Source organism: Bradyrhizobium sp. BR 1433 (genome assembly GCF_051547665.1).
Lineage (GTDB): Bacteria > Pseudomonadota > Alphaproteobacteria > Rhizobiales > Xanthobacteraceae > Bradyrhizobium > Bradyrhizobium australafricanum.
Genome location: NZ_JBPUGG010000001.1, coordinates 3,802,636 through 3,819,324, shown reverse-complemented (window position 1 = coordinate 3,819,324; position 16,689 = coordinate 3,802,636). Strand labels below are relative to the sequence as shown.

Below are 16,689 nucleotides of genomic sequence, written 5' to 3'. Positions count from 1 at the left end.
CCGGGCCGAAGCGGTCCGGGCCTTTTTGCTGGACGCGGCCGTCGAACGGCCCGACATAACAGCGGAAATCGGCGCGTTACGGCCTTGCCAAAGCGCGGCGTTGCACCTAGTTTCCGCCCGAAATCGCCGCCCCGCTTGAGCGGGCCGCGCGTCAGGATGCAGTTGTAGCTCAGTTGGTTAGAGCGCCTGTCTGTGGAACAGGAGGTCGGTGGTTCGAGCCCACCCAACTGTACCACTACAGTTGAATTGCCCCGCACTCTCAGCATCTTACTGATAAGCCAAACGGATTTGCGCCTTGCAAAATACAAAAGGGCGCACAAATGGCGTTGCGGATGGTCGCACTAAATCGACTTGCTGATAACAGATGGATTGCTCGGAAGGTCATCCCTCAGGATGTCCGAGAGGAATACGCCCGACTGTATCGGGTGAAGCGCGAAGTTCATCTAAAGCTGCCTGCGGACACACCTAAACACGAGGCCAAGGTTCGCCTCGCTGAATGGGTTTCTGAGGTCGAAACACAAATCGCTACTTTGCGCGCCAAACGGAACGGCGAAGGTCAGCCGCTCACCAAGCTCAACGCGATAGCTTTGGCAGGCCGGTGGTACACTTGGTTTGTCGGGCAATACGAAGACGATCCGGGGCCGCCGAAGCGTTGGCGGGAGATGAGCGATCACCTCGTTTGGGATGTGATCTACCCTGAGGCCCCCGAAAGTTATCACGAGAACCCGAAGGCCGATCCTCACTGGGAATGGCAGAAAGAACCTGAGGTTCGCGAAGCGGTGAGGCCGCAGGTCGCTGAGTTGGCGCGTGTTGCGACGTTTCTCGCCAGTGAGGGTAGGGCGCTAAACGCCGCTGCCTATGCGCTGTTCGTTGATGCCGTGAGCGACAATCTTTTGCCCGCCATAACGCTGCTGGAGCGGCGCGCCAATGGCGACTACTCCCCAGACGATACCCCGGAAGGCTTCCCGCCGTTCACGGATGGGTCGAGGCGAACTACCGGCATTAGCTGCTGGGATTTGTTCGAAGCGTTCGTGAAGGCCATCAAGCCTGCGGACAACACAGTGCAGCGTTGGCGTGCCGTGTTCCTTGAGATGCAACGACATTTTGCAGACGTCGGTGCCGATGGGATCACTGAGGAGACCGCGCGTACATGGGTGCGAGGCTTGGTCACCGCGGAGCGTTCCGCGACTACGGTGCGTGAAGTATGGCTTTCGTCGTCGCGTCGGGTGTTCGGTTGGGGCGTGGAGCATAAGCACGTCAGAAAGAACCCGTTCGCGGACATCAAGGTCGACGTTCCCAGAAAAGCGAGAAGCCGCGAGACGAAGGCGTTTACAGAGCAGGAAGCTCGCACAATCTTGATGGCTTCCAGCGCGATCAAGGACCCCAAGACACCGTTGGAGCGAGCAAAACGCTGGGTGCCATGGCTGTGCGCGTACTCGGGGGCTCGTGCAGGCGAGGTCACTCAGCTTCGTTGCGAGGACATTGAGAAGCGAGGTGGCTTCTATTTTATGAAGCTCATGCCAGATGCGGGCACGATCAAGACGAGGAAGACGCGTGTTGTTCCTTTGCATGAGCATATAATTGCCCAAGGGTTTCTCGAAATGGTTCGCTCGGTTGGGCAGGGCGCATTGTTTTACGATGATAAGACGCCGCACCGTACGAGCAGTGATCCAATGAACCCCAGTCGGAGCAGAGCGGGCAATGTGCGCGGAGACTTGGCGGATTGGGTGCGAGACCAAGGAGTGAGAGACCCGGAATTGAGCCCAACCCACGCGTGGAGGCACACTTTCAAGCAGATTGCTGAACGCGTCGAGATCACCGAGAAGGTACACGACGCCATTACAGGCCATGCTCCTGCCAGCGAAGGCAGGAAGTATGGACAGCCGACCGCCGAGGACATGGCCAACGCGCTCAAGAAGTTCCCACGATACAAGCTCGATTGAATGTCAAACGTTGTCGGACTTGCTCTGCGTCGGGACACGACACAGCATTGGCGTGCCAAGGCATACACACAGCACCCTCAAAGCAACCTGAAGAATGACCGGCGAGCCTGCAGGCAGCGCTGAACCACCGCGAAAGTTCGAATGCGATGAATGACAATTCCGAGGATTGGACGCTGACCGAAGCCCCCGCGTGGGAGCCAAAGACGCCCAAAGAGGAACGTGAGGTGCTCGACAGGGCTCCCTTGGCGACCCTGCGGGCCACACCAGCGAGCACCGAGGCCTTTAGGTTGATGAGCGGATTAGCCAAGCAGTATCCAAGGCCACAAGCCGCGAAGGGCAAGGCATACAGACGTGAGAAGACTTTGGTGGATCACGCGCACGCGGTCGGCGCGTTTGTCGCCGATCTGCTCGCCGCAATCGAGAGCGAGCGCAGCGAGGGGTGGCTCAGGTGTTCGCTCAGGAAACAGGACTACACCGGCCAATACATCAAGTGGCGGATGTTCGACGCGGTGCGCCAAGCCTTCACGGAAGCCGGACTTGTAGAGCATAAGCCGGGGTATCCAGGATCGTATCAGTTCGAAAACCCCGGCCCGATGGTCGGCAAGCTCACGCGCTATAGGGCGACACCATCGCTTCTCGCCGTGTGCGAAGCCCATGGCGTTACACCAGCGAACGTCCGCGAGCGTTTTCGATTTGATGAGGTAATGCCTTCAGAGCTGGTGCAGCTTACCTCGCCATCCCAGAAGACGCCGGACACCGAAAAGGTGCAGCGGCTCCGAGCGCAGGTCGCGGCACTCAACGCCTTCTTCGACAAACACACCCTCGAACACCCGCAGATCAGGCATCTCGGTTGGGTGCGGAAGTTCCACGAAGCCCGTAATCTGCAGACCTATAGGTGGAACAAGGGCGGCCGCTTATACTCGTACCCGCAGAACGCTGCCTGCTATCAACACCTCGCCGAAACGCAGCGGCTCAATATGCGCATAGATGGCGAGGACGTAGTGGAGATTGATATCTCCTCCTCCTACCTAACCATTTTCTATGCTTGGTGCGACCAGCAACTCGACACCGAGAGTGATGCCTACGGCGACATCCTTGGTCCTACCAAGCTCGACCGGGAGGTGGCCAAATTCTGCATCAACGTGTCGTTCGGAAACGGACGTTTTCTGACCGCGTGGACGAAGAAGATACGGCAAGAGTTTCGGGACCGTTTGGAGCCTAAGGGCATATCGCCAGACGACTTCGATCCCAAGGCTTACCCAATGCGAGAGATCAAGCAACGTGTGCTGGAACGGCACCCAATTCTGGGGCGTCTCGGTGGTACAATCAGAGGCCGTGTTCGAGACTGGGCCGATCTGATGTTCGTTGAGAGCGAGATCATCGTCGCCACCATGCAGGAGCTTATGGCGAAGGACATCCCAAGTCTGCCGGTCCATGACAGCCTGATTGTGCGAGCGAGCAACGAAGCCGAGGCCGTCACCGTACTGAAGCGCCAATTCCGGACCCGTACTGGGGTGGTGCCTAAGCTGGACGTCGGTCGACCTGATCTGTTCTAAGAAGTTGGGTGGCAACCATATCTAAGGTACCAATCATACCTAAGTATCTGATATATATACATATATCTGCTATCTACTGGATTGCTCTGCCTGTGTCCCCCCCCCGGCGCACATACCGTCCATACCGTCCACCGTCCATATCGTGGAACGAATGTTGGTCGGCGATTGGAGGGTGAAATTGTAGATAACCGGGTTGGGAAGGCGGCTCGATAAGTATATGAGCGGCTCCGGGGAGGAGCCATTGCCACATTACACCCGCTTAGGCCCCCAACGACTCTGCGGAGTCCGTGGATGCGTTTTGGCCGTTTGAGGCCGGTTGGGTAGCCTCACCTCGGAAGGCCTTCCCGTGGACTCCCTGAGGCCCTGACGGCCCCTTCGTGATGTGCCAGAGCGGATACGCAATTTTTCATCAACGCCTGAGGCCATTCGGGGCCCCCAAGGGACACCGGAGTCGTGAGTTTGGCGGCGGCTGTCCCTTTCAAGCTCGATGAACGAAGTCGGAGATGCGGAGGGTGGCCAAAGGGGCCCCGGGACCGCAAAGGGGACCCGCTGGGGCTCAAGGTGCATGTAGAGCCACTCACCCGCCGCACCTTCTATTCCGCAAACACATGATAGCTTCGGCTCAACTCGCTGAGGACGAGCCAAGGCACACGCCGTTCCGCAATAGTCAGAAGCGCCTCAATCGCCAATGCAAGAGGAGCGCTAGTTTCAACGTCAGACACCCAGCGGTCTGGATAGTAACGCGCGTAGTTGCCAGCCATGAACAGCGCAACATAGATGAAGCCAAACTCGTTCAGAGGAAGGTGGGTGCTTGTCCAGCAACGAAACTCCGATGCCGTGAAAGCTGAGGCCGCGGGAAGGACAATCGCATGGTCCGGGTCGGTCGAAGCGGTCCGGAGCGTAAGCGCTCCACCGTTAGGAAGTGCAATGTACTCTAGCCTGTCGACCAGAGCGGGGTGAACGCGCATATCTGCAAAAACATTGGGCGCGACAAGCGAGGGATGAAGGACGTAACGCAATACGCTTTGCTGGGGATGATCGTCGCGCGTGATCCTACCCCGGGCGCATTGGCTCGGGATGCCATGCTCACCGAGGAATTCAATCATGTCCGGAATTTGAGTGAAGCAATCGAACAGCGTTAGGCCGGAAGCTGGAAGCAGGGGAAGACGTTGATCGTCGGGTGAACCCAACAGCCGAAATCCAGAGGTCTGACCACCGTCCAGATGGTACACGGTTTGCTTTCCTACATGAGGAAACTCACGCGCGCCCCTGTGCCACAACTCGAAGGTCCCCAAGCGTTCCTCAGCCGCATTGCGAGTTACGATCATTGGCTTCGCTACCAGACCTGCGGCGCTGATCGTCAGATTGTCAGCCAGCGTCCCCGAGCGAGTATCCGTAAAGACCAAGCCATGATGTCGGTGATGTTCCCGCGCACGGTCAAGGCTGCTGTCGCCTGGTTGCTTAAGCAGCATCTCCGCCAGCGCGAGGTTCATCAAGGCATAGTAAAGAAGGGTAGGCTTGGTGATCGGGCTCACAGCCCCTGCCGCTGCCGCGTATTCGCGGGCTTGCATGAGACAGTAGCGTATCTGCCTCGCCTGCTTCTGCGCGTTCCTCTTTTGGCCCAGTGAGAGACCATGGAGCTGCATCAGAATGTCTGTGACTAACGGCACATTCTGAAAACGCTGCAGCGATGACCAAGCCACGCGTTCCTGTGGCGACCGGACAACCAAAAGGTCGGAGATGAGCATGCGGTAACGCAGGTTAACTCAGCGAAATGCGCGGAAGAGCGCCGCAACGCTTTCCCATACCGTCGCGCGGACTACTGTTTCGGCTGCCACTTGAGCCAGCCGATCAGTTGAGATTGACGAGGCAGGCGCATTAGCTGAGGGCGATGAAGCGGCCGTACGGCTGGACGGGGACGCAACAGAGAGCCCCAGTTTTGCCCTAAGCGCGTCTCGGTCTCTCCCGGCGAGATGAATGTACTCGTTGTTCTTTGTGACGACCTGCCAGAGCAGCGTATCTTGCTCCGCCTTCGGGAGATGCGAAACCTGATCTTGCATCCTCGCCATGAACTCGCGGTGTTTCATTTCAACGAATTTCCTGTCACGGCCGAAGATTTCGCGCCAGAACGCATCCACCTGCGGAGTGAGGTCCACCGGTTCAGCGGCAGCTTGAGCCAATAACGCATCCGTGGTCGAGGCCGAGGGAGCGCTCAAACCTAGTTTGACTCTCAGTGCTTCCGGGTCATGCTGCTGCAAACCAGCATAAACAGTCATCTGTTTGATGACCGCCTGAAGTGCTCCTTCTTGCTCTCCCTGAGGGAGACGCGCGGCCTGAGCTTCCAAGCTGTTCAAGAACTCATTGAATTTCCTTTTTTTGGTTTCCGGGTCGCTCTCAAGCGTCTCACGCCAGACTTCGTCGAGCTGATCTAGGAAATTCATAGGGTAATACTCCAAAAGAGAGCAGCTTGCCGGGACGCTTTTGGCCCGTCAACACGTCTACTCGTAGTACGTGTTTTTACGCGAGCCACTCGCAACGCAGCCGTAAGTCTGGCGGCGGCCGCTCCCTTTAAGCTCCCGCAGCGAAACCGGGTGACCTCAGGTCGGCCAAAAAGGGGCCCGGTGATCAAAAGGGGACCCGTTGAAAGCTGTTGGGGTTGCGGCGCCTAGCCGTGCCCCACGAGCCAGAACGCGACCGTGCCGAATACCGCAGCGGCCACAGGGGTCTCGAATGACACCGCGACGACCGCGAGGAGGGTGAAGAGCGCTGCGGGTGTCATCGGGCGTCCCCTTGCATAGCACTACTTGGCACTCGGTCCGAAGCTCGTGCGAGCATCAGCTTGATCGCCGTGGGCGCATAGGGCGTACCGGCCCCGGTCGTGTGGCCAGCCTCAGCAAGGGCAGCCGAGATTTCCCGTAGTGACCGTTTGCCGCCCTTCGGCCTCGCACGTGCCAGCTTGCGAGCCATCTCCACCGTTTCAGGCTTCTGCTCGGCAATAGACTTGCGACCCTCCACCTTGATGCCGGTGCGCCGCTTGCGGTCCCGAGCGCCCTTGAGCTTTGCCACGAGCATGGCCTTCTCGAACTCGGAGATGGCGCCGAGAACCTGCCTAATGAGCCGAGCGGTGGGTGTATCGTCGAGGAAGGACGTTGGGCTATCGGCCGCGATGAGGTCGAAGCCTCGGGCCTTGAGCATCGCGAAGCCAACCTCTTGGACCATGAGGTCACGAGCGAACCGGCTGGCCGTCTCGACGATGATGGTCTTGGTGCCATTGGCCTCCAACGCTTCCAGCATCTCCGCAAAGCCAGGTCTGGTGTCGATGGGGTCAGAGCCCTTGACCGCCTCGTCGTGATAGGTGCCTGCCAACTCAATACCGGCTCGACGCGCGAACCCCTCGATAGCTTGGAGCTGCCTTCGACCGCTGTCCTTGTCCTCACCAATGTTTGCTGCCGAAGAGGTCCTCAGGTAGGCGAATGCTTTGCCTGATTTTGTCGATTTTGCCATGACTTGCTTGCCTTGTCCGTATCGTATTCTTGAGAAATAGATACGAAAGACGGTTGAATCAATGTCCCTTTTGGAATCGCAGAGATTCATTTCTGCATGGGCGATGGCATTGGTCTTTCGTCGACGTGTCCTGTAGTTGGCGCGCCCCTAGGTTGCAACGTGGGTTGCAGACCGTTACCTTGGCCTACGTGGGGACTGAGGACGGGGTCGATTCGGGTTCGTCCGGCTGGAGAAGCTCGGTCGAGCTCAAATGACTATCAAAAAACCAACTTTCGAGGAATTTGGGGCTTTCTCCAAAGGCACTCTCAAATTCGATGTCGACGACAGGTCGCTACAGAACTGGATCAATCTGAACATTGAGACAGCCCGGCAGCAAATTCAACAGCACGACATAGTTTCCTTTCTCGAAGAGCTGGTCGCCAAGCACCAAGCGACGTCAACGCGGTTGCCGGTCAATATTGTAAGTCGAGATTTCCAGCTCTACGTCAAAAGCTACTCGTCGGTTGTCTCGAAGCTCTATCGCGCCAATGTCCTAAACAATCCGAGATTTGATCGGTCTCCCAAAAAGGGATGGATCACGCCTCGGAATATGTTTGGTCGGGTCAATGATCTCGTGCGGTCGACCATCGTCTGCCGTCACATCGATGAGCCGGCAAAAATCGCACAGCAGATTACGGCAAAGGCTCTTTCGCTAGGCCTCAAGGCGAGCTCGCGAGCGCAAACGAAGGATGAAGGATACTACGCGCATCATGTGTACGTGAGCGTTCCTGTCAATCTGATGGACCAGAATTGGCAAGAACTCGCGGAAGCTGTTCTGCTTGAGATTCAAGTTACAACAGAAATGCAGCATATGCTGTACGAGCTCACCCACAGATTTTACGACAAAGAACGAAATCTGGCTCCAAAGGATGATCCTGGTTCTTGGAAGTGGGATTACCGCTCGGCCCGCTTCTCTGCCTCCTATCTTAGCCATACGTTGCACATGTTGGAGGGAATGATCTTGCAGCTGTATGAAGACACGGAGGAGAAGGCGGTAGTCGCTCAGCAGTCTGCGACGAAACCTGCGCCAGAGGTTCCTGCCGCCACTCCGACACCAGCCGCAGCTCCCACCGATCAAGCTGCGGATGAGCGACTTTCTGACCAGCCCCAATCTGGCGAACACTTGCAGGCCGCACCTTCTGAAGGCCAACCATGAAAAAGACAAGCACCGCACCCCCAACACCCTCGGTAGAGCATCTGCCGACTATATTTCGACGGATTCGGAGTGGCGACTATCGCGTCCCGCCGTTCCAAAGAGACTTTGTCTGGGAGGAGAAGCAGGTCCTTGAGCTTCTCGAGAGCGTCTACCGAGGATTCCCAATCGGCAGCATCTTGCTGTGGCGTGTTGACCGGCCAGTTTTCAAGAGCGTGAAGAAGACGATGGTGGGCTTCCCGTCGACTGATGATCGCTATCCCGCCAGTTTCGTTCTCGATGGTGTGCAGCGGCTGACCTCGTTGAACGGCGTCTTCAACCGAGATGAAGTGTCCGATGATGATCGCTTTGACATCTACTTCGACTTAGAGTCAGAATCCTTTGTGCATGCTCGTGACGCAAGACGCGCTGACCGCACGCTGCCCCTTCATTCTATATTTCATCCGCGAGCGTTCTTGGAGCAGCAGAAGAGCTTAGCCAGCCTAAGAGGCAGCGACCTTCTGTTGGAGAGAGCGGTCAACCTGCTGTCTGTGTTTCAGGAGTACATGGTGCCCGTCGTGAGCATTAGCGAGAGAAATGCTACGGAGGTTGTAAATATCTTCGAAAGGATCAACTCGACCGGCGTGCGGCTTGGCGTGGTCGATTTCATGCGAGCTCTAACGTGGTCAGATGAGTTTGATCTCACTGCCGAGCTCGATGATTTGCAGGCGGAGTTAGAAGAGCACGGATTTCGTTTTGAGGATGAAACGTTGCTGAAGGCCATGGGCATCATCGTAGGGTTGCCGCCCTTGCCCGATATCTTGCTGCAGCTCCGTGACGTTTCGGCCAAGCGGCTGCATGATGCAGTTAGAACGCTACGAGAAACTCTGCTGAGGGCGACACACTTCGTTGCGCGAGAGTTCGGCATGGCCAGCACGGAAGCCTTGCCATACGAAGCGCAGTGGCTTCTCATGCTGATGTTGGTCCGCGCAGATGTAAATCTGAGCCGCATAACCAGCAGGCTGCGGTATTGGTTCACTACCACGAGTTTCTATGAAGCCTTGAAGGGACGTCCCGACCATGCCTTGGTGCGCATGATCGATGAACTGGCGGTTGAACTTCGGGAAGGGACGGGCATTCAGCCACCCTCCAGAGATATCCGTGCGAGCGAGCTGGTCACTAAGCGGTTCCTTCGAGGAAAGGCTACCAGCGTAGCCTACGTTCAGCTGCTCATCCGCAACGGGCTCTTTAGGCAGCTTCCTCTCGCGAGCGTTCCTTACGAGCAATTCGTCCCGATAGTAGAGCGCTCGTCCCTTTCGGAGGCATTCGGGCGGCGCCTCACGTTTGCTCGAACCATTGCCAATGTGGTGTACGTTCCTTCCGAGCTTATGCGGGACTGGGAGGGTGGAATTGAGAGCCTTGATCGCCTGAGGGATTACGATCCGCAACTGCTCGAAACTCAGTTCCTGACCGAGCGATTCTTACGGCAGCTTAGAAGAGGGGATGTGCGACAAGCTCTGCTGACGCGCGCATCGGCCATCAGAGGTGCCGTGGAGCGTCTTGAGGATGACGAGCTGGCTGTTTAGAAATACAAAACTCGGCTACAAATGCTGCACGAGCAAGCGCAAAAACGTCAATAAAATCAGTAGGTGAGGCGGGATTAGGCAGTACCCACCCACCTATACCAGCGCCGTCTGCTCCCATCCGGTGGAAGCTGAGGAAGGCTCCGGCTGACATCATCGTGCGGCTTCCGTCCTAGACTGCAGAAAACCAAGCACTCATGTCGCCTTGCGACAAGAGAACGCGGCTGCTCGTGCAACTAGATGTCGTATAAACGCAACGGTAGTACGCATAGTCCTTTGCAACGGGAGGCTCGCATGGCGAACAGCGCATTGACCGAGGGCCTAAAGTTCGGTGACACAGGAGAAGCTGTAACTCAGCTGAATTCTTATCTAATGCAATTTGGGTACACGTTAGACCCATCTCCTCGTGACATCGATCTATACTCTGTAGTTGCCCGTGCTCCTAGCAGAGAGTTCGATAAATCGACTGAGGCTGCGCTCCAGAGATTTCAGCGGAGACACGGACTAGACCCCACGGGCATCCTAACTGCTGAAACGATATCCTTGCTCGACCGACCTCGTTGCGGCGTTCCGGACCCTCCCTACAATATCAGGTACGGCTCCTCAGGAAGGTATTGGGACAAAAGCGACCTCTCCTACGCGTTTCACGAGCTTTCGCATGATTTGCCACAGCCTGATATTCGGAGCACGATCATAAATGCTTTTGCCGCGTGGGCAGCAGTTGTTCCGCTCAGATTCACGGAAGTGTCCGCAGCTGCACCGCATGATATTGCGATTCGCTTTGTGTACGGAGACCACGGCGATGGAAATCCATTTGATGGACCAGGTAGAGTTTTAGCCCACGCCTATTATCCCCCGCCGGGCAATTTCGCAGGCGACGTCCACTTCGACGATGCCGAGGTATGGAGAATTAATCCCTCACGGCCTAGCGAGTTCGATTTGTTGTCGGTAGCAATTCATGAGATTGGCCACGCGCTCGGACTGACGCATTCGACAATACCGAATTCGATCATGTACGATGCATATAATGGCGTCCGCCAGCTTACTAATGATGACATCATTGCAATAGGACGTCTGTATGGCGCGGTACCAAAGGGAAGCGTGCTGACCGGATTTACTTACATCGACCATGATGCGAATAAAAATGCGATCCACTGGAGCCCTGACGGGCTGTTTCTTGGCGCTGGACGGCCGAACTATGCAGGTGGGTCTCCTGTAGCGGGTATCTTGTCGTATCAGAACGGGATATTGACCGCATTCTCGAACGCTGGCGGCAACGGACATCGCATCTGGTTTAGTGCGGAAGGCAACCACCTCGGAGGTGGGGAGCTAAGATACGATGGCAGCTCTCCTGTAAGAGCGATGTGCGCGCACGGTGGTGGGGTCTTGACCGCATTCTCGAACGCCGGCGGCAATGGTCATCGCATCTGGTTCAGCCCCAATGGACTGCATCTGGGGGGTGGTGAGCTGAGATACGATGGCAGTTCTCCGGTTAGTGCAATGTGCAGTTATGGTGCGGGGGTCTTGACCGCATTCTCAAACGCCGGCGGCCACGGTCATCGAATATGGTTCAGTCCGGACGGCAAGAACTTGGGAGGTGGCGAGTTGAGATACGATGGCAGCTCGCCGATAGAAGCGATGTGCGAGTTCCAAGGAGGCGTGCTGGTCGCATTCTCGAACGCCGGCGGCAATGGTCATCGCATCTGGTTCAGCCCCAATGGACTGCATCTGGGGGGTGGTGAGCTGAGATACGATGGCAGTTCTCCGGTTAGGGCGATGTGCGTGTATGAAAAGGGGTCCTGACCGCATTCTCAAATACAGGCGACTACGGTCATCGAATATGGTTCAGTCCGGACGGCAAGAACTTGGGAGGTGGCGAGTTGAGATACGATGGCAGCTCTCCAGTAACGGCGATGGCGGTTTACTGAAGCAAGAGCAGCCATACGAATCGTCACGAGCGGTCGGCGCTCCCATGCGGCTCGTCGCAGCATATTCTTGACGGGGATGATCCTGTCATGGCGTGTCAGGCTGCTTTACGAAATACAAAACCCTGATACAAAGGATAGCTGAAGGGTCGCAAATTCGTTAGGTTTATCAATGGGCGAGCGGGGTGTTGGCAGTACCCACCCAACTGTACCATCCGCAAGATCATTCAGCGCGACATCGCAAGATCAGACCATCGCAAGGTCGCTTGCCCTTATCGCCCGGCGTGTCATCGCGTCCGCTTGCACTTCTCTGTCCCGTCACCCAAACTGGCTGACACGACGCCTTAACGACGCCTAGTGACACCTTTGGGGGGATGCATGGGGATCGCCGGTTCAAGGAGTTTTTCGTTTGGGTTGATTTCAGCGGTTGCCTTGGCGGCGCTGCTGCTGCCGGGCCGGGGCGAGGCCTACACGCCGGATCAGCAGCAGGCCTGTACGCCCGACGCGTTCAGGCTTTGCAGCCCCGAGATTCCCGACGTCGATCGCATCACGGCCTGCATGATCAGGAACAAGGCGCAGCTCTCGCCGGCCTGCCGCGTGTTCTTCCGCGCAGGTCCCGAGCCGCGCGAGGCGAGCGAGCGCGTGGAGCGGCGGCCTGCCAAGCGGAAGGTCTCCAAATCGCACAAGGTGAAGAAGCCGGCCCACTGACCTGGCTCTCATCGCGCGCAGGCGAGGCGTCACCAGCTTGACGCGTGTCGTCGCGCAATCGTGCGCTTCGCGCGAAAATGCGCGATAGATCGTCTGGCTGCGATTTCAAGTCAGTCATGCGCGACAGACTGACGCCTTGTGACGCTGTCACGCAGCATCATCTGTGGGGCTTGTGTGGTTTGCCAAATCCGTTCCGCCTGTGGAACGGAGGAGTGGGACGCGTGAGCGAATACTACAAGCAAGAGATCGATCGGCACTTCGCCTGGTTCGAAACCAAGCTGCCGGAAAAGCCGGCGCGCTTCGTCGCGTGGCTGCGCAAGCCGTCGTCACGCTATGTGCGGATTCCGCTCGCGATTCTCCTGATCATCGGCGGCATCTTCAGCTTCCTGCCGGTGCTCGGGCTCTGGATGCTGCCGCTCGGACTCCTTTTGTTCGCGCAGGACGTTCCGTTCCTGCAGAAACCGACCGCGCAATTGCTCGGCTGGATCGAGCGCAAGTGGATCGAGCGCGAGCGCGCGAAAGCTGCCGGAAAACGCTAGGCACTGAGTCAAATCAAACGCTTAGCGCTTCCATTTGCGGTTGCGTCATAAGTTCGGTGTAACTCAAAAAGCAAAACGCGCCGGTAATCTTGGCCACTTTGCGGATTGCAAGAAATTTTTTCTTTCGCGAATCAGCGTGCTGATTCATTTTCGCCTCCTGGGGTCAATCTGGAGGCCAACGTATGAACGTGATTGTTTTCGCTTCGCGTAAGGGGGGCTCGGGAAAAAGTACCCTGGCTGCTCACCTCGCCGCGCAAGTGCACAAGGCAACGAAGCCCTGTTTGCTGATCGACGCCGATCCGCAGGGCTCGCTGACTCTCTGGCATAAACTGCGCGGCACCAACGAGCCGGCGATCAAGACGGCGGTGAACTCGGTCAGCGGGATCATTGCCCAGGCCAAGCGTGACGGCATCGAGTGGGTGTTCATCGACACGCCGCCGAACCTCTCGGCTGTGGTCGACGACTCCATCAAGAACGCCACGATGGTGATCATTCCGGCGCGGCCCGGCGTGTTCGACGTCAACGCCGTGCAGGAAACCATCCAGACCTGCCGCTCGATGCGCAAGCCCTATGCCGTCGTGATCAACGGCGCGCCCGCGCAGCGTGACGGCGCCGAAAGCCGCATCGTCGCGATCGCGCGCGAGGCGCTGGCGAAATTCCGCGCACCGGTGTGGAGCGGCCAGATCACCAACCGCGCCGATCTTCTGATGGCGCTCGGCCAGGGCGAAGGCGCCCGCGAATATTATGCGGAAGGCCGCGCCGCCGCCGAGATCAATCGACTGTGGGCCGCAATCGAACGCTCGATCAAGGCGATCCGCGGCACGGCGTCGGCGTCCGGTACGATGCACAAGCAGGCGGCGTAACAACGCCGCTTACGTTCGAAGTGAAAGAACGCGCGGCACTCGCGCGTTTTTTGTCGATTGATGGAACGTCATTCCGGGGCGATGCGCAGCATCGAATCCGGAATCTCGAGATTCCCGATGCGCGATTGCGCATCTGCGGTCTGATGCTTCGCACCATCCCGGAATGACCGATTAGGCGGCAGCCCTCACGCTACCATCAGCAGATAGAACGCAATCACCGGCACCAGGGTCAGGATCACCGACCAGATGCCGACAGCCCATAAAATATCCTCGGTCGTAAAGCCCGGCTCGACACCGGGCCTCACGGCAACAAAATTCCTGGAATTCACGACGCCCCCGCGTTGGTCTTGGCAATACGGAAGGCTGTACGCGAGCGGTTTTAAGATCCCGGTCGGAATTTCGCTGGCATTTGCGCGCGGGTGCTACTTCGGATTAACCACGGCCCCGCCGGTCGGCCGCTTCGGCCGGGGCCGAAAGCCTCAGCGCATTGCTCCGTCCCGATCGCGGATCGCTCCGAGATGCTCGTTGATCCGGAATACGATCAGGATGAACTCGGCGGCGATGCGCGAGAACACGATGCCGACGAAGACGCTGGCGATCGACGCGAGCAACTGGATGAATCCGACGAACGGGCTGATCGCCATCGCCGTCAGGCTCCACAGGATGCCGGAGATCCCGAACAGCACGATGACCGCGATCACCAGCCAGTAGAACGTCTTGATGATCGTGGGCGTGATGAAGCGGTCCCACTGAAACAGATCCTGGAAATCGAACATCATGGTTCTCCCGGCCAGCCGAAATATGATTCGCGTCTCGTTCATCCTACTGCGTGACCGCCGGCGTGATCACTTCATCCCGGAAGCCTGCGCCGCAGGCGTCCGTCAGGACGAGGCCTTTTGCCGGGCCAATGGTTCGGGCGGCGCCAAAGCGCCTCCGCGACCAGAGGGACCGATAACGCAGAACCCCAAACCATCTCGCCTGCGCGAGCCCCGGACCGGGCGCCGGCAGTCCAGGGGCGAGCTATGCGAGTGGGCCGGTTGTGATTGCCGCAAATAACGGCCACAATCGGGCTTCCCTCCGGCATATCCTCACCCAATGACCACGCTGACCTTCGAAGACTTCAAGCCCGGCCGCTTCGGCACGTTCGGCCCGCGCCATGTTTCACGCGAGGAGATCCTCGCCTTTGCCGCCGAATTCGACCCGCAGCCGATGCATCTCGACGAGGAGGCGGCGAAGAAATCCATGCTCCGCGGCCTGTCGGGCTCGGGCTGGCATCTCGGCTCGCTGATGATGCGGATGCTGTTCGACGGCTTCATCGGCCGCACCGCCTCGCTCGGCTCGCCGGGGGTCAATGAGATGCGCTGGGTGGCGCCGCTGCGTCCGGGCGACGATTTGACGCTGGATGTCGACGTCGTCGAGGCGCGCGTCTCGAAGAGCCGGCCTGAGACCGGCATCGTCACCTTCAAGGGCACGATCCGCAACGCGCGCGGCGAGATGCTGTGCGAGATGGAGTCGCCGATCATCATCAGCCGCCGCGACGGCGCGAGCGCATAGGAGAGGTCATGCGCTTTTTTGAAGATATCGAGATCGGCGCGCGGCGCGAGTTCGGCTCCTTCACCTTCACGCCCGAGGACATCAAGCGGTTCGCCGCGCAGTTCGATCCGCAGCGCTTCCATCTCGACGAGGAGGAGGGGCGCAACTCGCTGTTCGGCGGGCTCGCCGCATCGGGCTGGCATGTCGCCAGCGTCTGCATGAAGCTGCTCGTCGCCGACGGCAAGCGGCTCGCCGCGGAAGCCGCCGCGCGCGGCGAGGAGGTCGCGGTCTGGGGGCCCTCGCCGGGCTTCCGCGAACTGCGCTGGATCTGCCCGGTGCTGGCAGGCGATACCATCAGCTTCACCAACCAGGTCGAGACCAAGCGCACGTCCGAAAAGCGGCCCGAATGGGGCATCCTTCAGGCCCGCAACACCGGCGTCAATCAGCGCAACGAGGTGGTGTTCTCGTTCCTCGCCACCGCTTTCGTGCCGCGGCGGAATCCCGGTTCCTGATGTTGCCCGCGCGCCTCTGATGTTGCCCGGACGCCATGGTTAGCGAATGACTTCTGCTGCCGACGCAGTTGTGCGTTGCGTGGAACTCAGTTTTTGCTAACGCATTCTGAACCTTTGTCCCTGCCTTATGGTTTGAGGGCACGGACATCTGGCAAGAATGACTGGGGATACCATGGCAGATCGCAGCGCGCTGAAACTCGTCGGCATTATCTTCGCGACGGTAACGGTTGTGGTGATGCTGGCCACCGGAATGGTCGTGAAGGGCTTTGCCGACGGCAATTATTCCTTCGAGACCACCGCGAGCATCGACCGCTGATTGACCGTCCGTAGCCGTCGGCGCTCGATGGAGCGCCCGGTGCGCGCAATTGCGCCTTTCAATGTGATCTGTCGGCAGGCTACGTCACATTTCTTCCAAGCTTCAGTCTAACGATTCCAGATCAGCACCATCACGACGGTCGCGGCTATCAGGATGCCGATGAACCGGATCATGATCGTGCCGATGCCCTGCTGCGGCTGGCGCAGCGGAATCGGATCGGCGGCGCTATCCGGCCGGACGCTCTGCATGACTTCGTCTCCAAATGGATGCCCGGCTAATGTCCCGAATCCGAAGTTCGCATCATTTGCCGCACCTTCGGAGCGAACTTCGGATTCGATAAGGACACTAGCAAACTTATGATTCTAGTGTGCTTTATGAATGCGAAGTTCGTGAAAGTGGCTGCCGCGAAATCGCACGAACTTCGCATTCAGCACACTAGGCGCGGTCCGGACGCGAATTCCGGATTGGACGCGGGCTCGACATCCCAAGTTCAAATCGGCTTCTGCAAAAATTGACGTCCCGGAGTTTACACCGCG

General features: G+C 58.2%; 18 protein-coding genes, 1 tRNA gene and 1 pseudogene. 13 read left to right on the top strand and 7 right to left on the bottom strand.

The genetic code is table 11. From position 1 onward, the window contains the following. The first annotated feature begins 158 nt into the window (after window positions 1-158). The 3 genes from ACSKB9_RS18760 to ACSKB9_RS18750 all read left to right on the top strand — a co-directional run bounded on the left by ACSKB9_RS18760 (window position 159) and on the right by ACSKB9_RS18750 (window position 3,499). Window positions 159-235: transfer RNA gene (locus tag ACSKB9_RS18760), tRNA-His, on the top strand. Between the two features lie 85 nt (window positions 236-320). Next, a complete protein-coding gene (locus tag ACSKB9_RS18755; RefSeq protein WP_438074825.1) occupies window positions 321-1,943 on the top strand; it encodes a tyrosine-type recombinase/integrase in 1,623 nt (540 codons plus the stop codon). A 146-nt stretch (window positions 1,944-2,089) separates the two neighbouring features. Continuing rightward, window positions 2,090-3,499: a hypothetical protein gene (locus tag ACSKB9_RS18750; RefSeq protein ID WP_438074823.1), complete on the top strand. Its 1,410-nt coding sequence runs from the start codon at window positions 2,090-2,092 to the stop codon at window positions 3,497-3,499. A gap of 593 nt (window positions 3,500-4,092) precedes the next feature. Here the strand turns inward: ACSKB9_RS18750 and ACSKB9_RS18745 are convergent. The 3 genes from ACSKB9_RS18745 to ACSKB9_RS18735 all read right to left on the bottom strand — a co-directional run bounded on the left by ACSKB9_RS18745 (window position 4,093) and on the right by ACSKB9_RS18735 (window position 7,003). Next, window positions 4,093-5,247 carry a YaaC family protein gene (locus ACSKB9_RS18745; protein ID WP_438074821.1) on the bottom strand — a complete coding sequence of 385 codons (1,155 nt, stop codon included), beginning with the start codon at window positions 5,245-5,247 and terminating at the stop codon, window positions 4,093-4,095. A gap of 18 nt (window positions 5,248-5,265) precedes the next feature. Next, a complete protein-coding gene (locus ACSKB9_RS18740) occupies window positions 5,266-5,940 on the bottom strand; it encodes a hypothetical protein (RefSeq protein ID WP_438074819.1) in 675 nt (224 codons plus the stop codon). A 334-nt stretch (window positions 5,941-6,274) separates the two neighbouring features. After that, window positions 6,275-7,003: a recombinase family protein gene (locus ACSKB9_RS18735; RefSeq protein ID WP_438074817.1), complete on the bottom strand. Its 729-nt coding sequence runs from the start codon at window positions 7,001-7,003 to the stop codon at window positions 6,275-6,277. A 250-nt stretch (window positions 7,004-7,253) separates the two neighbouring features. Between ACSKB9_RS18735 and ACSKB9_RS18730 the strand changes: the two genes are divergently transcribed. From ACSKB9_RS18730 to ACSKB9_RS18705, 6 genes and pseudogenes are all read left to right on the top strand, one after another. Further along, window positions 7,254-8,198, top strand: coding sequence for a hypothetical protein (locus tag ACSKB9_RS18730; RefSeq protein WP_438074815.1), 945 nt, complete (start codon window positions 7,254-7,256; stop codon window positions 8,196-8,198). Next, entirely contained in the window at window positions 8,195-9,760 is a 1,566-nt protein-coding gene (locus ACSKB9_RS18725; protein ID WP_438074813.1) for a DUF262 domain-containing protein, read from the top strand. The genes ACSKB9_RS18730 and ACSKB9_RS18725 overlap by 4 nt, the downstream gene beginning before the upstream one ends. Before the next feature lie 237 nt (window positions 9,761-9,997). Continuing rightward, window positions 9,998-10,294 (top strand): annotated as a pseudogene (locus tag ACSKB9_RS18720) (peptidoglycan-binding domain-containing protein); the annotation flags it as partial. 6 nt (window positions 10,295-10,300) lie between these two features. After that, window positions 10,301-11,560, top strand: a complete 1,260-nt coding sequence (locus tag ACSKB9_RS18715; protein WP_438080291.1) for a M10 family metallopeptidase domain-containing protein — start codon at window positions 10,301-10,303, stop codon at window positions 11,558-11,560. A 536-nt stretch (window positions 11,561-12,096) separates the two neighbouring features. Continuing rightward, the gene (locus tag ACSKB9_RS18710; protein WP_438074811.1) at window positions 12,097-12,390 is read left to right on the top strand and encodes a hypothetical protein; all 294 of its coding nucleotides are present in this window, start codon (window positions 12,097-12,099) and stop codon (window positions 12,388-12,390) included. A gap of 212 nt (window positions 12,391-12,602) precedes the next feature. After that, window positions 12,603-12,929, top strand: a complete 327-nt coding sequence (locus tag ACSKB9_RS18705; RefSeq protein ID WP_438074809.1) for a hypothetical protein — start codon at window positions 12,603-12,605, stop codon at window positions 12,927-12,929. A 13-nt stretch (window positions 12,930-12,942) separates the two neighbouring features. Here the strand turns inward: ACSKB9_RS18705 and ACSKB9_RS18700 are convergent, their stop codons facing one another. Beyond that, window positions 12,943-13,077, bottom strand: coding sequence for a hypothetical protein (locus tag ACSKB9_RS18700; RefSeq protein WP_438074807.1), 135 nt, complete (start codon window positions 13,075-13,077; stop codon window positions 12,943-12,945). A 34-nt stretch (window positions 13,078-13,111) separates the two neighbouring features. Here ACSKB9_RS18700 and ACSKB9_RS18695 point away from each other — a divergent pair, with 34 nt between their 5' ends. Beyond that, window positions 13,112-13,792, top strand: a complete 681-nt coding sequence (locus tag ACSKB9_RS18695) for a ParA family protein (protein ID WP_028336032.1) — start codon at window positions 13,112-13,114, stop codon at window positions 13,790-13,792. A gap of 185 nt (window positions 13,793-13,977) precedes the next feature. Here ACSKB9_RS18695 and ACSKB9_RS18690 read toward each other — a convergent pair whose 3' ends face one another. After that, entirely contained in the window at window positions 13,978-14,121 is a 144-nt protein-coding gene (locus tag ACSKB9_RS18690) for a hypothetical protein (RefSeq protein WP_438074805.1), read from the bottom strand. Window positions 14,122-14,271: 150 nt separating this feature from the next. Beyond that, window positions 14,272-14,568 carry a DUF4282 domain-containing protein gene (locus ACSKB9_RS18685; RefSeq protein WP_026193358.1) on the bottom strand — a complete coding sequence of 99 codons (297 nt, stop codon included), beginning with the start codon at window positions 14,566-14,568 and terminating at the stop codon, window positions 14,272-14,274. Window positions 14,569-14,887: 319 nt separating this feature from the next. On the opposite strand from ACSKB9_RS18685, the gene ACSKB9_RS18680 reads away from it, so the two are divergent. The 3 genes from ACSKB9_RS18680 (at window position 14,888) to ACSKB9_RS18670 (ending at window position 16,153) form a co-directional block, all read left to right on the top strand. Then, a complete protein-coding gene (locus tag ACSKB9_RS18680) occupies window positions 14,888-15,346 on the top strand; it encodes a MaoC family dehydratase (protein WP_157344390.1) in 459 nt (152 codons plus the stop codon). Window positions 15,347-15,354: 8 nt separating this feature from the next. Next, entirely contained in the window at window positions 15,355-15,837 is a 483-nt protein-coding gene (locus ACSKB9_RS18675; RefSeq protein ID WP_438074803.1) for a MaoC family dehydratase, read from the top strand. Between the two features lie 172 nt (window positions 15,838-16,009). After that, complete coding sequence (locus ACSKB9_RS18670) at window positions 16,010-16,153, top strand: hypothetical protein (protein ID WP_016841369.1); 144 nt, start codon at window positions 16,010-16,012, stop codon at window positions 16,151-16,153. Window positions 16,154-16,260: 107 nt separating this feature from the next. Here the strand turns inward: ACSKB9_RS18670 and ACSKB9_RS18665 are convergent, their stop codons facing one another. Beyond that, complete coding sequence (locus ACSKB9_RS18665; protein WP_438074801.1) at window positions 16,261-16,401, bottom strand: hypothetical protein; 141 nt, start codon at window positions 16,399-16,401, stop codon at window positions 16,261-16,263. Window positions 16,402-16,689 lie beyond the last annotated feature (288 nt).